General features: G+C 64.7%; 16 protein-coding genes and 1 pseudogene. 9 read left to right on the forward strand and 8 right to left on the reverse strand.

All coding sequences use genetic code 11. The annotated features are described in order from the left end of the window. Window positions 1–165 precede the first annotated feature (165 nt). From JQ591_RS21725 to JQ591_RS21735, 3 genes are all read left to right on the forward strand, one after another. Window positions 166–1,074: a dihydrodipicolinate synthase family protein gene (locus JQ591_RS21725; protein ID WP_211398028.1), complete on the forward strand. Its 909-nt coding sequence runs from the start codon at window positions 166–168 to the stop codon at window positions 1,072–1,074. A 143-nt stretch (window positions 1,075–1,217) separates the two neighbouring features. After that, window positions 1,218–2,189 (forward strand): SDR family oxidoreductase, encoded by a 972-nt coding sequence (locus JQ591_RS21730; RefSeq protein WP_211398029.1) that lies wholly within the window; start codon window positions 1,218–1,220, stop codon window positions 2,187–2,189. Window positions 2,190–2,453: 264 nt separating this feature from the next. After that, on the forward strand, window positions 2,454–3,566 hold the full coding sequence (locus JQ591_RS21735; RefSeq protein WP_211398030.1) for an alpha/beta hydrolase family protein: 1,113 nt from the start codon (window positions 2,454–2,456) through the stop codon (window positions 3,564–3,566). Between the two features lie 65 nt (window positions 3,567–3,631). Here JQ591_RS21735 and JQ591_RS21740 read toward each other — a convergent pair whose 3' ends face one another. Beyond that, window positions 3,632–4,138 (reverse strand): MarR family winged helix-turn-helix transcriptional regulator, encoded by a 507-nt coding sequence (locus tag JQ591_RS21740; protein WP_211398031.1) that lies wholly within the window; start codon window positions 4,136–4,138, stop codon window positions 3,632–3,634. Between the two features lie 405 nt (window positions 4,139–4,543). Here JQ591_RS21740 and JQ591_RS21745 point away from each other — a divergent pair, with 405 nt between their 5' ends. Continuing rightward, window positions 4,544–6,100 carry a porin gene (locus JQ591_RS21745; RefSeq protein WP_211398032.1) on the forward strand — a complete coding sequence of 519 codons (1,557 nt, stop codon included), beginning with the start codon at window positions 4,544–4,546 and terminating at the stop codon, window positions 6,098–6,100. Window positions 6,101–6,449: 349 nt separating this feature from the next. Here JQ591_RS21745 and JQ591_RS21750 read toward each other — a convergent pair whose 3' ends face one another. The 3 genes from JQ591_RS21750 to JQ591_RS21760 form a co-directional block, all read right to left on the reverse strand. Then, window positions 6,450–6,941 carry a GcrA family cell cycle regulator gene (locus tag JQ591_RS21750; RefSeq protein WP_211398033.1) on the reverse strand — a complete coding sequence of 164 codons (492 nt, stop codon included), beginning with the start codon at window positions 6,939–6,941 and terminating at the stop codon, window positions 6,450–6,452. 73 nt (window positions 6,942–7,014) lie between these two features. Further along, window positions 7,015–7,212, reverse strand: coding sequence for a hypothetical protein (locus tag JQ591_RS21755; RefSeq protein ID WP_007603456.1), 198 nt, complete (start codon window positions 7,210–7,212; stop codon window positions 7,015–7,017). Between the two features lie 199 nt (window positions 7,213–7,411). Continuing rightward, window positions 7,412–8,353, reverse strand: coding sequence for an acetamidase/formamidase family protein (locus JQ591_RS21760; RefSeq protein WP_211398034.1), 942 nt, complete (start codon window positions 8,351–8,353; stop codon window positions 7,412–7,414). A gap of 159 nt (window positions 8,354–8,512) precedes the next feature. Between JQ591_RS21760 and JQ591_RS21765 the strand changes: the two genes are divergently transcribed. The 3 genes from JQ591_RS21765 to JQ591_RS21775 are packed head-to-tail and all read left to right on the forward strand — an operon-like array spanning window position 8,513 to window position 11,312. Next, complete coding sequence (locus tag JQ591_RS21765; protein WP_211398201.1) at window positions 8,513–9,280, forward strand: YdcF family protein; 768 nt, start codon at window positions 8,513–8,515, stop codon at window positions 9,278–9,280. Between the two features lie 56 nt (window positions 9,281–9,336). Continuing rightward, window positions 9,337–10,119 (forward strand): DUF169 domain-containing protein, encoded by a 783-nt coding sequence (locus JQ591_RS21770; protein WP_211398035.1) that lies wholly within the window; start codon window positions 9,337–9,339, stop codon window positions 10,117–10,119. A 14-nt stretch (window positions 10,120–10,133) separates the two neighbouring features. After that, the gene (locus tag JQ591_RS21775; protein WP_211398036.1) at window positions 10,134–11,312 is read left to right on the forward strand and encodes a saccharopine dehydrogenase family protein; all 1,179 of its coding nucleotides are present in this window, start codon (window positions 10,134–10,136) and stop codon (window positions 11,310–11,312) included. 101 nt (window positions 11,313–11,413) lie between these two features. Here the strand turns inward: JQ591_RS21775 and JQ591_RS35690 are convergent. Next, window positions 11,414–11,524, reverse strand: a pseudogene (locus JQ591_RS35690) (NAD(P)-binding protein); the annotation flags it as partial. A gap of 146 nt (window positions 11,525–11,670) precedes the next feature. On the opposite strand from JQ591_RS35690, the gene JQ591_RS21785 reads away from it, so the two are divergent. Further along, entirely contained in the window at window positions 11,671–12,147 is a 477-nt protein-coding gene (locus tag JQ591_RS21785; protein WP_211398202.1) for a MarR family winged helix-turn-helix transcriptional regulator, read from the forward strand. On the opposite strand, the gene JQ591_RS21790 is transcribed toward JQ591_RS21785, so the two are convergent. From JQ591_RS21790 to JQ591_RS21800, 3 genes are all read right to left on the reverse strand, one after another. Continuing rightward, window positions 12,116–13,372, reverse strand: a complete 1,257-nt coding sequence (locus JQ591_RS21790) for an O-antigen ligase family protein (RefSeq protein WP_211398037.1) — start codon at window positions 13,370–13,372, stop codon at window positions 12,116–12,118. The genes JQ591_RS21785 and JQ591_RS21790 overlap by 32 nt on opposite strands. Before the next feature lie 156 nt (window positions 13,373–13,528). Next, window positions 13,529–15,079, reverse strand: a complete 1,551-nt coding sequence (locus JQ591_RS21795; protein WP_211398038.1) for an undecaprenyl-phosphate glucose phosphotransferase — start codon at window positions 15,077–15,079, stop codon at window positions 13,529–13,531. Window positions 15,080–15,199: 120 nt separating this feature from the next. After that, window positions 15,200–16,333: a glycosyltransferase family 4 protein gene (locus JQ591_RS21800; protein WP_211398039.1), complete on the reverse strand. Its 1,134-nt coding sequence runs from the start codon at window positions 16,331–16,333 to the stop codon at window positions 15,200–15,202. Window positions 16,334–16,535: 202 nt separating this feature from the next. Between JQ591_RS21800 and JQ591_RS21805 the strand changes: the two genes are divergently transcribed. Continuing rightward, window positions 16,536–18,812: a GumC family protein gene (locus JQ591_RS21805; protein ID WP_211398040.1), complete on the forward strand. Its 2,277-nt coding sequence runs from the start codon at window positions 16,536–16,538 to the stop codon at window positions 18,810–18,812. Window positions 18,813–18,815: the final 3 nt, after the last annotated feature.

The raw sequence follows: 18,815 nt of genomic DNA on the forward strand, positions 1-18,815 counted from the left end.
CGGGGAACCGGGTGAGCGATAGGCGCAGGGATGTGGAATTCCGGGGGCAGCGCCGCGCCGGTGGCGCTTCACAGGCCGCGCGCAACCGGTAGGCTCGGAAGGACCGTGGGCACCCGCCAAAAGAGCGGGACCGCCACAGGGGATATGGAAACGCGAGGGCAGACCATGAAGGCACGACCGACCGGCGTGATCCCGCCGATGACGACGCCGTTCCGGAAGGATGGCGAGATCGACTACTCCCTCGTGGCGCCCCAGGTCGACTGGATGATCGGCGCCGGCGCGCATGGCGTCGCGGCCGGCGGCTCGACCGGCGAGGGGCACACGCTCGATCACGAGGAATATCGCGACCTGATGGAGGCGACGGTCGCGGCGGTGAAGGGACGCATTCCCGTGATCGCCGGCATCATCGTCGATTCCACGCGCGACGCGATCCGCCGCGGCAAGCTCGTGCGCGACATGAATGTCGCCGCCCTCCAGGTCACGCCGGTGCATTATTTGTTCAAGCCGGACGACGAGGCGATGGTGGCGCATTTCCGTGCCATGGCTGACGAGACCGGCATGCCCATCATCATCTACAATGTGGTGCCGTGGTCCTATCTTTCGCCGGCGCTGCTGACGCGGATCATGACCGAGGTGCCGTTGGTGGTCGGCGTCAAGCAGAGCGCGGGGGATCTCAAACTGTTCGCGGACCTCATGATGATGGCGCCGGACAAGCTGATCTACAGCGCGGTCGATGCGCTGATGTATCCGTCCTACACATTGGGGGCCCATGGTTCGATCGCCGCGATCCTGACCGCGGCGCCGCATGCCTCCGTCGCGCTGTGGGATGCGGTGAAGGCCGGTGACCATCCGCGCGCGCTCGACCTGCACAAGAAGCTGCTGACGCTGTGGAACGCTGTGATCGCCGACAATCTGCCGGCCTGCACGCGCTATGCGCAGACGCTCCAGGGCCTGCCCAGGACTTATCCGCGCGCGCCGATGCCGGAGGCATCGCCCGCGCAGCAGGCGGCGATCCGCAAGGCGCTGGACGGCCTCGGCGCATTGAACGGGCCGCGCGTCGAGGCGGCCGAATAGTCCGCGCCCCGAAATTACTGATGAACATGGCAGCGCCGATCCGCTTTTACCTGCGGATGCGGCGCTGCTACATTTTGTGCGCGCTCCGATGCGCGGCACAGCCACGAAGAAACATACCGACAAGGGGAGGGGCCGAAAGTCCCATGAAGGATTTTGCAGGAAAGATCGCCGTCATCACCGGCGGCGGCACGGGAATGGGACGCGAGCTCGCGCGGCAGCTCGTCGCCGAGGGCTGCAACGTCGCGATGTGCGACGTCTCGGAAGCCGCGATGGCCGAGACCAAGCGGATGTGCGAGGTCGAGAAGCTGCCGCAGGGCCTGCGCGTCACGACCCACGTCGCCGACGTCTCGATCGAGGACCATCTGAAGCGCTTCCGCGACGAGCTCGCCGCGCAGCAGAAGACCGACCGGATCCATCTTCTGTTCAACAACGCCGGCATCGGTGGCGGCGGCAGCCTGTTCACCAACACGCGCGAGCAGTGGGAGCGCACCTTCAACATCTGCTGGGGCGGCGTCTATCTCGGCGTCCGCACCTTCCTGCCGATGCTGGTCGCGGCGGACGAGGCCCACATCGTCAACACCGCGAGCGTCAACGGCTTCTGGGCCTCGATCGGCATGAACCAGTCCCACACCGCCTACAGCTCGGCGAAGTTCGCCGTGAAGGGATTTACCGAAGCGCTGATCAACGACCTCCGCCTGCACGCGCCGCACGTCAAATGCTCGGTGGTGATGCCCGGCCACATCGGCACCTCGATCGTCTCCAATTCGCGCAAGGTGCAGAGCGCCGACGGCTCGGACCGGCTCAGCGCCGACGAGGTCGCGCTGACCCGCAAACGCATGGTCGCGGCCGGCGTGCCTGATGCCGACAAGATGTCGGACGAAGACATTCAGGCGGTGTTCGCCGAGCGCGCCCGCAGCTTCCTCGAGGATGCGCCGACGACGGCGGCACAGGCCGCCAGGATCATCCTCGACGGGGTCAAGGCGGAGCGATGGCGCATTCTCGTGGGCGAGGACGCAAAGCGCCTCGACGAGCGCGTTCGTGCTACGCCGGAGCAGGCCTACGAAAGATCCTTCTACGAAAGCTTTACGCAGGAAGTCGGCTGGCGGCTCGGCTGAGGCGGTCGTCGAGCGCGCGCCGATATAGGTATGATGCTCATCATGGCAAGAGGCGCGCAGGCAATTTCACGTGCCACCTCTTGCCAGATTTTCTGCAAGTGCTCGGTCTCTTATGACGAATTGGAATGTCACGCATGCGACCCGTCCCTGCGTTCAAGCGATGGTGATCTCGAACGGCTCTCATTGGGCGCACGGCAGCTTGGTCAGGGAACCAAAATAGTTTACTCAGTCATGTGTAAGGCGATGACCAGAGCGTAGCTCCCGATGATACCCGCATGCCTCTCCGACGACTGGATCCTTTGCCCGGAGCGAGAGGACATCTCCGCTGAGTTCACGAGGCTCCTCACCGCGGCGCAGGAGGGCGGCGCCACGATCGCCGAATGCCTGATGATCGCGCGGCAGCTGAAGCGGGGCGACGACCAGTCCTGGCACCGCGAGTGGAAGAAGCTGGCGCAGGCCAATCGGCACCGTGCAGAGGCCGCGTTCGCGGAGGGGCACAGGGCGACCGCGCAGCGCAACTGGCTCCGCGCCATGAATTACTACAGTGCGACCGCAATGCCGCTCGATCCGGCGGACGAGCGCCGCTGGGTCGCGGTACTCGCGATGCAGGATTGCGCCCGCCGCTTCCTCGCGGCGCGCGACCCCGCCGGGGAAGTCGTGACGATACCCTGGCTCGACGGACATTCGTTGCAGGGCTATTTCCTGCCCGCGCCTTCGGGAAGAGTGCGAGCCCCGACCGTGATCTGCATCGGCGAGCCCGGCCACCGCAAGGAGGAGTTCCTGTTCAAGCTCGCGCCGCATGCCCGCGAGCGCGGATTCTCGCTGCTGGCGCTGGACCTGTTCGGCGACCAGCGCGACGATTATCTCGACGCGCTGTTGCGGCGCCGTGATCTCGAGAGTGCGATCCCGTGCGTCATGGACTATCTGGAGACGTGCAGCGACGTCGATTTCGAGCGCGTCGCGATCGTCGCCGATGGCTGGGGCTCTTCCTTCGTGGCGCGCGCGGTGTTGCAGGAGCCGCGGCTTGCCGCCGCCGTCTGCGATGGCGGCCTGTGGGACCTGCACGAGCGGGCCTTCTTCGCCAGCCGATTCGCGATGAGCAATGTCAGCATCGTCCCGGTGCCGCATGCTCCGCTGATGGCTTCCAGCGCCGACTGTCCGGTGCTGATCACGCTGGGTGAGGACGGCTGGCTCAAGGCCGATCGGGCGCGCCAGATCGTCCAGACGTCCCGGCTCGGCAGCTCGGATGTGATGTTGAAGGTATTCACCGCGGCCGAAACCGGCGCGGCGCAGGCCCATGCGGACAATCCGAGCCTTGCCAATGAATACATCTTCGACTGGCTCGAATCGCGGCTCGGCGCCGCGGGGCGCATCTAGAGCATGATCCGGAAAAGTGTGAAGCGGTTTTCCGAACAGATCATGCTCAAACAATAGCGTCCGCGTCAGAAGTCGAGGGTCAGGCGGACGCAGGCCTTTTCGAGACGGGTCTTCAGCGTCGCGAGCTTGGTGGTGAATTCCGTCAGTTCTTTCTCGTCGAACTCCTGGAAGACGAATTCCTTGATCGTCTTGTACTGCTCGGTGAGGCTCGCCAGGTGCTTCTGCGTCTTCTCGGTCAGGGACAGCCGCACCACCCTTGCGTCGGTCGGCGAGGGCCGACGGCGCAACAGGCCCTTCTTCTCGAGCAGCTTGGACTGGGTGGTGACGAACGAGGGATCGACGTGGAGGAGCTTGGAGACGACGTTGACCGGAATGCCGTCGTCCTTGTCGAGGTCGGAGATCGCCATCAGGATCAGCCATTGCGGGCCGCTGATGCCGAGCGTTCTCGCCCAGAACTGACGCAGCTCCTCCAGGTACATGTTGATCGACGATATCTCCCAGGTGAAGCGCCTGATGATATCCAGATTGCCGATGGAGCGGAGGCGCGCCCCTTCTTTCCTCGTCGCTGACACAGCGTCACTCCCGTGATCTGACTTGTTTGCGGCCGGTGTCGTGCAAGCCATAGTCCACGCAAGCCTGCTCTGACGCAAGTGCAGAGCAGGCTAATTTTGTCACTAAAACTACAAAGATGATCAGCTCATAGAATCGCTTCGCCGGGGTGTTGCGCACGGGGCACAGGTTTAGCGAAACCACAAAGCTTACCAAATAAGGTATTTTGATTAGTGAACGGCGCAGGCATATTGCTTCGTGACGGTGGGGGGTACTCGATCGTCCCGTTGCAGGTGGTTCGCTCACGTCCCTCGCGTCGAAAGCGGGTGTGTCCGAAAGCGCAAAGCGGCCGAGCGGATTTGAAAGACGGGGATCTGGGGGGCCTCACGGTCCGGTCTTCGTAAAATGAACAACTTGGAGGTTTTACAATGAAAGTGGTGAAGAGCCTTTTGCTCGGCACTGCGGCGGGTCTGATCGCCGTCGGTGGAGCCCAGGCAGCTGATCTTCCGCTCAAGGCCAAGGCGGTCGAGTACGTGAAGGTCTGCTCGCTCTACGGCGCCGGTTTCTACTACATCCCGGGCAGCGACACCTGCATCAAGCTGGGCGGCTATCTGCGTGCCGAAGTGGCGCTCAACGCCGGCGGCAACTACAGCGCCCAGTACAGCAACGTCTTCGCGGCAAACAACCGCCTGACCAACTATTACTCGATGCGCGCCCGTGAAGATCTCAACATCGACACGCGCACTGCGACCGAGTACGGCGTTGTCCGCACCTATTTCGATGCGGTCTTCACCTGGACGACCGGCAACTATGTCGGCGCCGGTTCGGGAACGGGTGCCACTCAGTACAGCGGCACGCTCGGTCTCAACGCCGCAGGCACGGGTCTGATCGGCTCGTCCGGTGGCGCCGTCAACGGCACCGACGGGACGACCTCGGGCGGCTCGCTCGGCGTCTACTACGCCTTCATCCAGTTCGCCGGCTTCACCATGGGTAAGGCCGTGTCGCAGTTCGACGCGCCCTGGATCAACTATCCCGGCAACAACTTCGACCAGCTCGTCGGCGGCAGCGGCACCACCAACGGTGTGACCCAGTTCACCTACACGGCCGATTTCGGCCAGGGCGTGACGGCGATTGTCTCGGCGCAGGACCAGACGCAGGTCTTCCAGACCAACATCTGGAACACGGCCGGCATGTCCACCGCCGGCGTCCTCGGCGGTGCCTACGGCTCCAACGATCTCGGCGGCACCCGCGCCCCCGACCTCGTCGGCACGCTTCGCGTCGACCAGGCCTGGGGCCTGTTCCAGGCCTCGGTCGCAGCGCACGACAACCACGTCGGCTACTACGGCGCGAGCGAAGCCACGGGTCACCCGGAAGACAAGTGGGGCTGGGCCGTCCAGCTCGCCCTGTCGATCAAGAACATCCCGACCGGTGCCGGCGACGTCGTCAACATCTCGGGCGTCTACACCGATGGCGCGAGCCGTTACAACTTCCAGGAGCTGGCAGCGACCAGCTACTCGATGTTCGGCGGCTCGGGCGGCGCGTATCAGAGCATCGGCTTTGCCGGCGTGTCTGACGCGGTGTTCGGTCCCGGCGGCGGCCTCGAGCTGACCAAGACCTACGGCTTCCGTGGTGCCTACACCCACAACTGGAGCCCGTACTGGAACTCGGCGCTCTATGGTGCGTGGGCTGCCGTCAACTACAGCGGCACGGCCAAGAGCATGATCTGCGGCAGCGCCGCGTTCGCGACCCTGACCGGCACCTGCAACCCGGACTTCAACATCGGCCAGATCGGTGTCATCACCCGCTGGACTCCGGTCAAGAACCTGACCTTCTCGGCTGACTTCACCTACAGCCACCTCGACCAGAAGTACTCGGGCGTGATCACGACGCCGGCGCTCACGAGCGTTGCCAAGCCTGCGGCCACGTATGAGCTGAAGGACCAGGACACCTACAGCCTGCTGCTTCGCGCCCAGCGCAACTGGTAAGCCTTGGGTCTTCCGACTTCGGTCTTCCGACTTCGGTCTTCGGACTTGGGTCTTCGGATATGACGCAGCCCCGGCGGGACACCGCCGGGGCTTTTTACGAGAGGGGCTTTTTACGAGATGGGCTTTCGGAAAATCCGGCAGCCCGTGCGGGCGACGAAGACGAGCCATGCGATTCGATCGGCCCCAAACTTATTTACTTACCTGAGTTACTAAGCTATATGGTTCTCAGCCGATGACGAAAGTTGCGGCTCTTGACTTGATGCTAAACCTCCAGGAACCTCCGGCAATGCCCTGCCGGAGGTTTTTCGTTTTGGGACAGGGCTCTAGGGCTCGCCTCTAAGACTTGGCTCTAGCCGCGCATGACGCGCGCGCGGGAATTCGGCCGGTAGGCGAGGCGGCTGTGGCCGGCACAATAGGACTGGCCGTCGGACGCGGAGTTGCCGCAGAAGCAGAAATCGTCTGCGCCAGGCGTCGAGATCGGCCAGCGGCAGCGATTCTCGGCAAGCTCCAGCAGCGAGCAGCGATTGCCGTCGTCGATCGAACCGGTGGCCATTGGCGCACCGGTCTCGCCATAGATCGTGACGAGCATCTCGTATTGCAGCCGCGGCACGGTCCGCGATGTGCGCGCAGGCGCCAAGCCCCTGTCCTGAACCTTGCGGTCGTCGATGGTCCGGCCGCGCGTCAGATTGAGGCGGGACAGCTTGCCGATCACGGCATTGCGGCTGACGCCGATGTCGGCGGCGATCTCGCGGCAGGAGAGCCCGGCCGCGAAGTGCCGCTTCAGCAGTTCGATTCGTTCGTCGGTCCAGGTCTGTGAAGAAGTGGGTGAGAGAACAGGCATGTGTAACGGTCCCAGGTTGCAGATGTCGGCCATCCGCCTCTCGAGATCCGTCCGCCTCACGTTCGGCGCGCGCTCACGTCCTGCCATTGTCGCGGATCGACAAAAGCCCGTCCTTGATGGCGAGACGGATGCCTTCCTCGATCAATGTCCGTGCGACGCCGGGAACGCTGGTGCCGTGGGTGCCCTGTCTCACCAGCTTCTCCAGATAGGTGATGGTCGAGAGCGCCAAGGTTACGGGAATGCGGTCAGTCTCGGCTTTTTCGGTGGCCATGGCCGAACGCTAGCCTCTTACTCGGGTACATAAAAGTAACGATTAAGACTCTATTTAGGTTTGGAGGCAGAAGTCAAATGCCGGCTGCGGCCATTGGTCAGCCCGTTGGAATCGCGAAGGAAATTGGGCATGGCAGGGCGCGCCGCGCGAACAGGCGGGCGGTGGCGTGGCTCGACCGGTCAGGGGTGGGCGGGTCGGCTCAGCCGTGCACGATCGCCTTTTCGATCATGCAGTGGATGCCCTTGGAGCCGTTCACGGTCTGGGTCACCCGCAGATCGGCCGCCAGGCTGCAGAGCGTATAGGCGTCCTCGCGCGACAGGTTGCGCCGCTCGCCGAGCAGGACGATCATGTCGCGCAACGCCCGCACCACGCACTGGTCGAGATCGGGGTCCATCGCCATGGTCATGTAGTGCGTCGCCGTCTCGCCGCGGGGATAATCGAGCCTGAGGTCCTTGCGCAGCGTCAGTCGAAAGCGGCCCTGGAGTGCGGTCTCGATCGCGGTGACGCAGACCTCGCCGTCGCCCTGCACGCCATGGCCGTCGCCGCAGGAGAACAGCGCGCCCGGGACGAACACCGGCAGGTACAGCGTCGCACCGGCGCCAAGCTCCTTGTTGTCGAGATTGCCGCCCATGGCGCGAGGAACGAGCGAGGAGATGCGGCCCCAGGCCGGTGGCGGCGAAACGCCCATCACGCCGAAGAACGGCTTGAGGGGCAGGTCGAGTCCCCACGGCATGCGCCCGACCATCCGCGACCGGTCGAGCGGGATGTTCAGGATGCGCGTCTCGTGGAAATCGTCGGGCAGGGTGCCGGACAGCGGCTTGATCATGTTCCAGCCCCAATCCTGCCGGAGCTGGACGTCGAGGATCTCGACCGCGAGCACGTCACCGGGCTCGGCGCCCTCGACCGCGATCGGGCCGGTGAGGATATGGCCGGGCAGCATGCGCTCGTTTTTGGCATGAACCTCGAACATCTCGGGCGGAATGTGAAACTTGCTGCGGTCGGGCAGCATGTCCGGACCGCCGCTGATGGTGTCGACCGTCACCTCGTCACCGCTCGCGATGGTGAGGACGGGCCTGAGCGCGGCCTCGAAGAAGCCCCAATGACAGGTCTCGGGGCTGGAATGCAGGTGGTGATGGGTCATGTGGCGTCCGTCCGTTTCACAGGCCCGGGCTTGACCGGGCGATCGATCCTCTTTCAAGAAGATTTCTGAAGATGGACGGGCCGGTCAAGCCCGCACATGGCACGATCATCCAGCGAGGCTCCCCTGTATTTCGTTCTTTCCAAGACCCTCGGCACCGCGCTGCTGCCGATCAATCTCCTGGTCGAGCTCGGAATCCTGTCGCTGCTGCTGATGGCGACGCGTTTTTCCGCGCTCGGCCGCAAGCTCGCCGTGACCACGCTGGTCCTGCTGGCGCTGGCTGCGTTCTCGCCGCTCGGCAATCTGCTGCTCTATCCGCTGGAGGCGCGGTTTCCGGCATGGGACCCGGCGCGCGGTGCGCCCGACGGCATCATCGTGCTCGGCGGCTCCGTCGACACCGATCTGTCGGCGGCGCACCGCACACCGGTCGTCTCGCACGCAGCCGATCGCTTGTTTGCGCCGGCCGAGCTCGCGCGCCGCTATCCGAACGCGCGCGTCGTGTTCACGGGAGGCACGGCGAACCTCGTCGACACCGATTCCAGGGAGGCCGACTATTCCGCACCGATCCTGGAAAGTCTCGGCATATCGAAGGAGCGGCTGATCCTCGAGCGCGATTCCCGCAACACCTGGGAGAATGCGATCTTCACCAGGCAATTGGTCTCGCCGAAGCCGGGCGAACGCTGGCTCTTGGTCACGTCGGCCTTTCACATGCCGCGTTCGATGGGGATCTTTCGCAAGGCGGGATTTGACGTCGAAGCCTATCCCGTGGACTGGCGAATGGGCGGGCGTGACGATCTCTTCACGTTCACCAATGTCGGCGGGGACGGGCTCGGCCGAACCGAGGTCGCCGTGCGTGAATGGATCGGGCTCGTCGCCTACCGCCTGATGGGCCGGACTGGCGAGTTGCTCCCGGGACCGGTGAAGGACTAGAACCCTTCAAGAAACAATAACAGCGCCGGCGCGCGACTGCCGGCCGGGAGGACGCCATGCAACAGCAGAGTGCAGACAGCATCGATCTTGCCGGCCTCGTCGCCGATCTCAACACCCTGCTGCGGCTGAAGACCACGGTGATCGGCATGAAGCTGTTCGCGCGCACCGCGGACATGGAGGCAATCCCGAAAATCCGGCGGCCGAATGCGGTCCACACCACCGACCAGATCGTCAGCATGGCGGCGCGTCTGGGCTGGACCGTCGGCATCACCGCCGACGATCTCGTGGGCGCGCAGTGCCGCGCGGTGATCGGCCTTGCTCCGCAGGACGAGAAATGGCTCGCCGGCGAAAACTATGTCGGGGTCTGGCACGGTACGGCAGAGGACGCACGCAAGCGCCAGGAGGCGCTGGATGTGGTTCCGTTCGGGCAATATCAGGCACTCGCGGTCAGTCCGCTGGCGAGCGGGCGGCTCGATCCGCCAGACATCTGTCTCGTCTATGCGACCCCTGGGCAGATGATCATCCTGATCAACGGGCTGCAATATACCGGTTACAAGAAGTTCGAATGGGGCGTGGTCGGCGAGACGGCTTGCGCCGATTCCTGGGGCAGGGCGCTCAAGAGTGGTGAGCCCAGCCTGTCCTTGCCATGCTATGCCGAACGGCGCTATGGCGGCGTGCCGGACGAGGAGATGCTGATGGCCCTGAAGCCGGAACATCTCGCCAAGGCGGTTGTGGGCATGAAGGCGCTGGCGAAGAACGGCCTGCGTTATCCGATCCCGCCCTATGGTATTCAAAGCGACGTCCGTGCCGGCATGGGCGTGAGCTACGCGAAGAAGTAAAGTAAAGGCCGACCATGAGCTCTGCGAAATTCGACATCGTCGTCTACGGCGCGACCGGTTTCACCGGCCAGCTCGTCGCCGAATATCTGACTCAGCATTACAAGAGCGACAATTCGCTCAAATGGGCGATGGCAGGCCGTAGCCTCGGCAAGCTCAAGTCGGTGCGCGACGCGGTCGGCGCGCCCGGGAATACGCCGCTGATTGTCGCAGATGCATCCGACGCGGCCTCGCTCAAGGCGATGGCGGAGCAGACGATGTCGGTGATCACCACCGTCGGCCCGTATCAGCTCTATGGCGAGGAACTGCTCGCCGCCTGCGTCGCCACCGGCACGGATTATTTCGATCTCTGCGGCGAGCCGATCTGGATGCGGCAGATGATCGACAAGTACGAGGCGGCTGCAAAAGAGAGCGGCGCGCGCATCGTGTTCTCATGCGGCTTCGATTCCGTGCCGTTCGAGCTCGGCGCGTTCTTCGTGCAGGAAGAGGCCAGGCGCGTGTTCGGCGCGCCCGCCGCGCGCGTGAAGGGCCGCGTGCGCGATATGCGCGGCACGCTCTCGGGCGGCACCGCGGCGAGCGCGAAGGCGACCTTCGATGCGGTCTCCAAGGACCTCAGCCTTGTCGCCATTCTCAACGATCACTTTGCGCTGACGCCCGGCTTCACCGGTCCGAAGCAGCCGAAGGGAAACAGGGCGGCCTTCGAGGAGGATCTGCAATCATGGGCCGCGCCGTTCATGATGGCGCTGATCAACACCCGCAACGTCCATCGCTCCAACATGTTGATGGGCTTCCCCTACGGCCAGGACTTCGTCTACGACGAGATGGTCCTGACCGGCCCCGGCGAGAAGGGCGAAGCCAACGCCAAGCTCGTGATGGCCGCCAATTCCGAGAAGACCGGCCCGAACGCGCCGAAGCCGGGCGAGGGGCCATCGAAGGAGGAGCGGGAGAACGGTCGCTTCGATCTGCTCTATGTCGCGATCGCGCCCGACGGCCGTGCGGTCCGCGCCGGTGTCACCGGCGACCGCGATCCCGGCTACGGCTCGACCTCGAAGATGATCTCCGAATGCGCCATCTGCATGCTGCGCGACACGACAGACGTGCCAGCCGGCTTCTGGACGCCGGGCGCGGCGATGCAGCACAAGCTGATCAAGCGGTTGGTCGATCACGCCGGGCTGACGTTTGCGGTGGAGAAGTAGAGGCGGTCACTTGCCTGTCATCGTCCGGCTTGACCGGACGATCCAGTATTCCAGAGACGGCACTGATTGAATCGAGAGGCCGCGGCGTACTGGATGCCCGCCCAGGCCTCGTAGATCGCGGACTCGATGCCGGCGCGGCGCAGCAGGATCGCTGCCACGGGCCCGGCGATGCCGGCGCCGATGATCAGGGCCTTGCGGGGACGATAGGACATGGCTTGCTCCCGACGTTTCCGTGGTGCTAGGAGAATTACGGTTGCTAAATCTCTTAGTAACTAAGATATATATCGACTAAGATATGAGGCCGACCTTGTCAAGGACGAAGGCGCGCGCTGCGCTGCTGCAGGAGCTCGAGGAGGCGATGCGCAGGTCGTCCGCGCAGGGCGTCCTCTATGGCCAGACCGTTGCGAACGTTGCCGGAATTGCCAATTCCGACCTGGAATGCATGGACATCCTGTATCTCGAAGGCCGTGTCACCGCTGGCCGGCTCGCCGAAGTCACGGGCCTGACGACGGGCGCCATCACCGGCGTGGTCGATCGGCTCGAAAAGGCGGGGCTGGTGCGTCGTGAACGCGACGATGCCGATCGCCGCAAGGTCTTCATTGCCGTCGTGCCGGAGGCGATAGAAAGGGTCGGTCAGTTCTACGTGCCGATGCAGCAGGCGATGGAGAAGGTTTTTGGCGGCTATTCCGACCAGGAATTGCGCCTGCTGCTGCGCTTCGCCAATGAGGGCTACAAGGGCGTGCTGGCGGCGACCGCGGCGCTGAAGGGCCTGCTCGATACGCCGCCGGAGAAGCGCCCCGATCTCAAGCTGAAGAAGCTTCGTCGGCAGCCTTGATCCTGTAGATCTGTGCAGCCGCGATCATGCCCCACATCGCGCCCAGCATCATCCAGAAGTGCCGCCAGTGGTCGGTGTCGATCACGAAGCTTTCGCCGACGGTGCCGACGAAGGCGGAGAACACCGCGAGATAGGCGCGCTGCCATGGCACCCGGACGAAGATGTGCCTGATACCCATGATGACGGTCGTGAAGACCAGCGCGGGATAGCAGATGCCGGACAGCCAGCCGCCCGACATGAAGGCGTTGAGATAGGAGTTGTGGGTGTCCTCGGGGAAGAAGCGGTGGAATTGCAGCGGGCCGATGCCGAACGGCAGGTCGAGCGCCATCTCCGCTCCCAGGATGTGCCGGCCGAACCGGCCGAAGCGGCCTTCGTCATAGCTCTGGTCGAAGCTCGCGCGCTGCTTGAACATCTCGGCGGTGGAATCGAACGACATCAACACCGCGATCAGCGCGAGGCCCAGCACCGCGGCCAGGATCGCCATGACGATGATGCGCGAGCGCTGCGCGTTGGTGCGGCTGGTCAGCACCATCAGCGCCAGCATGAAGGCGGATGTCAGCACCAGCCCGCCCCAGGCGGCGCGGGAGAACGCGAGCAGGATCGCCAGCGACATGATGCCGAAGGCGATGACGTTGCGGAACGCCTTGCCGAGCTTGTCGGAAACCACGCTCTGGAGCGAGAACAGTGCCGGCAGGATCAGGAAGGCGCCGAGCACGTTCGGGTCCTTGAAGGTGCCGCGCGCGCGTCCGTACAGTGTGAAGAGGTCGTCTCCGCCGGGAACCAGGTGGAAGTAGCCGGCGACCGCCGACAGTGAGGCGACCATCGCGCCGACCACGAGCCCGCGGCGGAGCATGTCGAGCCGGGCCGCGGTGTCTTCCGACGTGATCATCGCGAAGAACACGACCGTCACCGCCATGTACCAGGAGGTCGCGATCCAGCTCACGACCTCGGACTGTTCAAACAGCGGAATCGCGCTGATCGTGTAGCCGACATTGAGCAGGACCAGCATCAGCACCAGCGGCATCAGGGCGAGCCGCAGACGCAGGCCGGTGGCGAAGAAGGTGACGGTGGCCAGCAGCGTCACGATCTCGTAGGGGCTCGGCTCGATGAAGACGATCGCGCCGGAGGCGCCGACCAGCCATACCAGCGCGCGCTGGAGGGCCAGCACGCCGGGCGCAGCGCGAACCGCTGCATTCATCTCCCCGGCTGTTGCCGCATACGCCATCACATGCTCATACGTTTACGCAACTGGTAGACCACAAACACAGCTGTCATCGCCCGGCTTGACCGGGCGATCCAGTATTCCGCGGCGCGCATTGCAGGAAACGGCTGGCGCTGCGGCGTACTGGATGCCCCGGTCAAGCCGGGGCATGACGGAAACTCAATACGCGTTTTCGTTTTTGGTCAGCAACGAGATCGGTGTCTTCAGCAGAATGACGAGATCGAACAGCACCGACCAGTTCTCGATGTAATAGAGGTCGAACTCGACGCGTTTCTGGATCTTCTCTTCATTGTCGATCTCGCCGCGCCAGCCGTTGATCTGGGCCCAGCCGGTGATGCCGGGCTTGACCCGGTGGCGGGCGAAATAGCCGTCGACGGCTTCGTCGAACAGGCGGCTCTGGAGCTTGCCCTGCACCGCATGTGGACGCGGGCCGACCAAAGAGAGATCGCCGGAGAAGACCACGTTGAAGAGCTGCGGCAGCTCGTCGAGGCTGGTCTTGCGGATGAAGCGGCCGACGCGGGTGACGCGCGAGTCGTTCTTGGTCACGACCTTCGAGGCCGTCGGATCGGCCTGATGATGGTACATCGAGCGGAACTTGTAGACGTCGATGCGCTCGTTGTTGAAGCCGAAGCGCTTTTGGCGGAACAGCACGGGGCCGGGGCTGTCGAGCTTCACCGCCAGCGCCACCAATCCCATCACCGGCAAGGCCACGAGCAGCGCGAGGCTGCCGACGACGCGGTCGAACAGCCATTTCATCACCAGGTCCCAGTCGGTGATCGGCGCCTCGAACACGTCCAGCGTCGGCACCTCGCCGATATAGGAATAGGAGCGGGGACGGAAGCGCAGCTTGTTGGTGTGCGCGGAGAGACGGATGTCCACCGGCAGCACCCAGAGCTTCTTCAGCATCTCCAGGATGCGCGTCTCGGCCGAGATCGGCAGCGCGAACAGCACGAGATCGACGCGGGTGCGGCGGGCGAACTCGACGATGTCGTCGACCTTGCCAAGCTTGCGCGCGCCGGCGCAGGTGTCGAGTGCGCGGCTGTCGTTGCGGTCGTCAAACACGCCGAGCACGTGGATGTCGGAATCCTCCTGCGCTTTCAGCGCCTCGACCAGTTGTTCGCCGTTGCGGTCGGAGCCGACGATGATGGTGCGGCGGTCGAGCCGGCCCTCGCGCCCCCAGGCGCGCACCAGCGAGCGCAGCACCAGACGCTCGCAGACGAGCGCGGCGAGCCCGAGGAAGTAGAAGGCGGCAAGCCACAGCCGCGATATTTCACTGCCGAACTTGGCGAAGAAGGAGATGCCGATGAACAGCAGGAAGACGAACGACCAGGAGGAGATCAGCCGCGTCATCTGCCGGAGCTGACCGCGGAACAGCTGCACCTGATAGATGTCGGCGGCCTGGAAGCAGATCACGGCGGAGACCGCGACGGCGATGATCTGCGCGGGATAAATCCAGCTGAAGGAGCCGGCGAGCGGCATGACATAGCCGAGATAGAGTGCGATGCCGACGAGGCTCAGCAGCGCGAAATCGGCGAGGCGCACGAAGCCGGTGATCACGATCGGTGAATAGGCGCGGGCGACCTTCTGGTTGACGACGTCGAGCGCGGCGGGCGAGAGCCGCTGGCGGCGCTCCACAAAGGGCTGGTCAGCCGGCTTCGCCGCGGCGCTGGTCGCGGCATCGAGCATCGAGCGTGCGTTGAGCGGTTCCACGGGCGTCCACGTCCATTCCAAAAAACCCGCGGGCCGCGTCCTTGCGCCCCAGGCGAGCATCCCCTGGCCTTTGGACTAACGGACAAATCGGAAGATTCTCTAAAGCGGCCTTAAGGATGGTTAATGATTGGTAAATGCGTCGCGGTAGCCCGCGAGCACGCCGTCGACCATCGCCTGTTGGGAGAAATGCGCGGAGATGCGCTCGCGAAGGGACAAGGCGCGCTGCGCGGTTCCCTGCGGATTGTCGAGCGCGGCCGCAATCGCCTCCGCCATCGCCTCCGCGTTGCTCGGCGCGAACAGGGCGGGGTTCTCCGCGCCGAAGATTTCGGGGATACCGCCGATCTTGGACGCGATCATCGGAATGCCGGCGGCGCCGGCCTCGATCACGACATAGGGCATGGAATCGCCGCGCGAGGGAACGACCAGCAGCCGCCCCTTGGAGAAGCCGTAGCGCGCCTTGACGTGACCGATGAAACGGATGGCGCTGGAGAGGCCGAGCCTCTCGACCTGCGCCTTCAACGCCGCGGTCTCCTCGCCATCGCCGCCGAGCGTCAGTGTGACCTTCTTGCCGCCCTCGTGCAGGCGCGCCACCGCCTCGACCAGCAGATCGGCGCCCTTGATGTGCCTGAACTCACCGACATAAGCGAGGTCGGTGGCGTCGTCGGCAATGATAACAGGTTCGAATTCTTCCGGCGTCACGCCGTTGAAGACGCAATGCACCACGCCCTTCGGCGTGCCGACGATGCGCTGATAGGTGTCGCGGGCAAACGCGCTTTCGAACAGAAACAGGTCGGTCGCGCTCATCAGCGTACGCTCGAGCCGCGCGTAAAACTCGCCCTTGAGGGTGTTGAGGGGATAATGCAGCGAGCCGCCATGCGGGGTGTAGATGCGGATGGCGTCGTCGGCGCGCCGCCGCATGCGGATGAAGGCGCCGGCCTTGGCGCCGTGGCCATGCATGACGTCGGGCTTGAGCGTGGCGATCAGGCGCCGCAAGCGAAGCCAGACCAGGACATCGTCGGGCGACGGTTCGCGGCGGATCGCCATCCGGTGCACGCCGAGCTTCAGCCGCGGTGCGAGCTCGGCAAGGGCCTTGTCGGCGCGCTCACCGCCAGTGAGGCTGTCGGCGAGGATGCCGACATGATGGCCACGGTCGACCTGGCCATTGGCGACGTCGAGGATGTGGCGGAAGATTCCGCCGACCGGAGCGCGCACGGCGTGCAGGATGCGAAGCGGCTGGTCGGGAGAGGGGGCCATGATCAAAACCAGCGCTCGACGGCGAATGCTCGAACAATCTCACGAAATATCGAGACGGATTAAGAGCCCTCGTGGTTAACAAACGGTGACCGACGCGCCTGCGCGAGCTGCCGGACGTCGCGATTAACCCAGCGGCAACCTTAATGGAGTGTAATCGCCCCGGTTGAGGTAGGTTCGTGGCGTTGCCCTGCGGGAGTGTTCGATGCGTTTAGCGTTCTGGCGTGCCGGCAAGGACAAGGCGGTGGTCGAGCGGGCTGTCTCGAAGGCCGAAGCCAAGCGGGCCGAACTCGAGCCCAGGATTGAAGCAAAGCCTGCGCCCGTTGCTCCGAGGCCGGCGCCAGTCGAATCCGGCGACATCGACCTGCACGCGCTCGGCGCGGCATTGGCGCGCAAGCGCGGCTGGATCATCGTGCCGACGGTGCTGGCGCTCGTCGCATCCCTCGCGATCGTCAATCTCGTCACGCCGCGCTACAAGTCTGAATCCCGCATCCTGATCGACGGCCGCGAGAACGTGTTTCTGCGCCCCAACAGCGATCGCGCCGAGGAACGGCAGGCACTCGACGCCGAAGCCGTCACCAGCCAGGTGCAGCTCGTGCTGTCGCGCGATCTCGCGCGCGAGATCATCAAGAAGAACAAGCTTGCGGAACGGCCCGAGTTCGATCCCGTGCTGCAAGGCATTTCGCCGCTGAAGTCGCTTGCGGCACTGGTCGGCATCGGGCGCGATCCGTTCTCGATGACGCCGGAAGAGCGCGTGCTGGACGCCTATTACGAGCGCCTCCAGGCCTACGCCGTCGACAAGTCGCGCGTCATTGTCATCGAATTCCAGTCTGCCGATCCCGATCTCGCCGTGCGCGTCGCCAATTCGATCGCCGACGGCTATCTGGTGCTCCAGCAGGACGCGCGTCAGGACCAGGCTCGGAACGCGAGCCAATGGTATGCCGGCAGGATCGACGAGCTGCGACGGAATGTCTCCGAGGCCGAGGCGAAGGCCGAGGAATTCCGCTCCAAGTCGAGCCTGTTCATCGGCACCAACAACACGACGCTGTCGAACCAGCAGATGGGCGAGATCAACACCCAGCTCAACAATGCGCGCGCCTTGAAGGCCGATGCCGAGTCCAAGTCGCGCATGATCCGCGAGATGATACAGAGCGGCAAGCCGATCGAGTCGTCGGAAGTGCTGAACTCGGAATCGATGCGCACGCCCTCCCAGCAGCGCGTGGCGTTGCGGGCCCAGCTCGCCGAGCAATCGTCGACGCTGCTTGGCAACCACCCGCGCATCAAGGAATTGAAGGCGCAGCTCGCCGACCTCGACACCCAGATCCGCGACGAGGCTGCCAAGCTTGCCCGCACGCTCGAAAACGATGCGCGCGCTGCCAGCGGGCGCGTTCAGGAATTGTCGGCAAATCTCGATCAGCTCAAGAAGCAGGCGACGTCGACCAACGGCCAGGACGTGCAGCTCCGGGCGCTCGAGCGCGAGGCCAAGGCGCAGCGCGACCTGCTCGAGACCTACCTCGCCAAGTACCGCGAGGCGAACACCCGCGAGACCATCGACACCGCGCCGACGGATGGCCGCATCATCTCGCGCGCCATCGTCTCGAACATGCCGGCCTATCCGAAGAAGCTGCCGATCGTGCTGATCGCGACGATCGCGACGCTGCTGCTCTCGTCCGGCGTCGTCGTCACCGGAGAGCTGTTGCGCCAGACCGCGCCCCGTGCGGTAGCGGTGTTCGCGTCAACGCAAACGCAAACGCGGACGCCGGCGCCGGCGCGCTATGAATCGGTTGCCCAACCGATGGTCGTCGAGCCGATCGTCGATCCGGTCACGGCAGAACCTGCGCCGCTTCAGCCGGAGATGACGGCCGATGCTGACGTCAGCGAATTCGCGGAGATCGAGCATCTGGCCGATAGCCTGCGCGCCGCCGGGGCTAAGGCGAAGAAAGTCACGGTGCTCGGCACCGCAAGCGGCGAAGCCATCACGCTGTCGACGCTGACCCTGGCCCGGCATCTGGCGCGCGACGCGCGGGTCGTCGTGGTCGATCTCGCCGCGTCCTCGCCGACCATGGCCGCCGTGTCCGTCGATGCCTCCGCGCCCGGCCTTGCCGAACTGATGCAGGGCGAGGCGTCGTTCGCGCAAGTCATCACCCGGGACAAGCTCTCGCGGTTGCATCTGGTCATGGCCGGCCGTCCCGGCTTCGATCGCAGCCTGTTGCAGTCGCCCCGAGTGACGCTCGCGATCGACGCGTTGCTGCGCGCCTACGACCACGTGCTGCTCGATGCCGGCAGCGCCTCCGACCTTCCGGCTGAGCTCCTGACGGCGAATGCCCGCGCCGTCGTGGTGCCCGATATGTCGATGGCGCCGGATGCGCGCGCGCTGATGTGCGAGCAGCTCAGCGCAGTCGGCTTCCGCGAGGTGACGATGCTGAGCAGGCCGGTGCAGCCGTCGGACGCGAGGGACGTGCCGCGCGTCGTGGCGGCGTAGGCA

The organism is Bradyrhizobium canariense (assembly GCF_018130465.1).
In the GTDB taxonomy this organism is placed as follows: domain Bacteria; phylum Pseudomonadota; class Alphaproteobacteria; order Rhizobiales; family Xanthobacteraceae; genus Bradyrhizobium; species Bradyrhizobium canariense_C.

What these genes read in the sequence shown, in the direction of transcription:
- JQ591_RS21725 (WP_211398028.1), top strand. Translation starts at nt 166, where the DNA reads ATGAAGGCACGACCGACCGGCGTGATCCCGCCGATGACGACGCCGTTC.
- JQ591_RS21730 (WP_211398029.1), top strand. Translation starts at nt 1,218, where the DNA reads ATGAAGGATTTTGCAGGAAAGATCGCCGTCATCACCGGCGGCGGCACG.
- JQ591_RS21735 (WP_211398030.1), top strand. Translation starts at nt 2,454, where the DNA reads ATGATACCCGCATGCCTCTCCGACGACTGGATCCTTTGCCCGGAGCGA.
- JQ591_RS21745 (WP_211398032.1), top strand. Translation starts at nt 4,544, where the DNA reads ATGAAAGTGGTGAAGAGCCTTTTGCTCGGCACTGCGGCGGGTCTGATC.
- JQ591_RS21750 (WP_211398033.1), bottom strand. Translation starts at nt 6,941, where the DNA reads ATGCCTGTTCTCTCACCCACTTCTTCACAGACCTGGACCGACGAACGA.
- JQ591_RS21755 (WP_007603456.1), bottom strand. Translation starts at nt 7,212, where the DNA reads ATGGCCACCGAAAAAGCCGAGACTGACCGCATTCCCGTAACCTTGGCG.
- JQ591_RS21760 (WP_211398034.1), bottom strand. Translation starts at nt 8,353, where the DNA reads ATGACCCATCACCACCTGCATTCCAGCCCCGAGACCTGTCATTGGGGC.
- JQ591_RS21770 (WP_211398035.1), top strand. Translation starts at nt 9,337, where the DNA reads ATGCAACAGCAGAGTGCAGACAGCATCGATCTTGCCGGCCTCGTCGCC.
- JQ591_RS21775 (WP_211398036.1), top strand. Translation starts at nt 10,134, where the DNA reads ATGAGCTCTGCGAAATTCGACATCGTCGTCTACGGCGCGACCGGTTTC.
- JQ591_RS21785 (WP_211398202.1), top strand. Translation starts at nt 11,671, where the DNA reads ATGCGCAGGTCGTCCGCGCAGGGCGTCCTCTATGGCCAGACCGTTGCG.
- JQ591_RS21790 (WP_211398037.1), bottom strand. Translation starts at nt 13,372, where the DNA reads ATGGCGTATGCGGCAACAGCCGGGGAGATGAATGCAGCGGTTCGCGCT.
- JQ591_RS21800 (WP_211398039.1), bottom strand. Translation starts at nt 16,333, where the DNA reads ATGGCCCCCTCTCCCGACCAGCCGCTTCGCATCCTGCACGCCGTGCGC.
- JQ591_RS21805 (WP_211398040.1), top strand. Translation starts at nt 16,536, where the DNA reads ATGCGTTTAGCGTTCTGGCGTGCCGGCAAGGACAAGGCGGTGGTCGAG.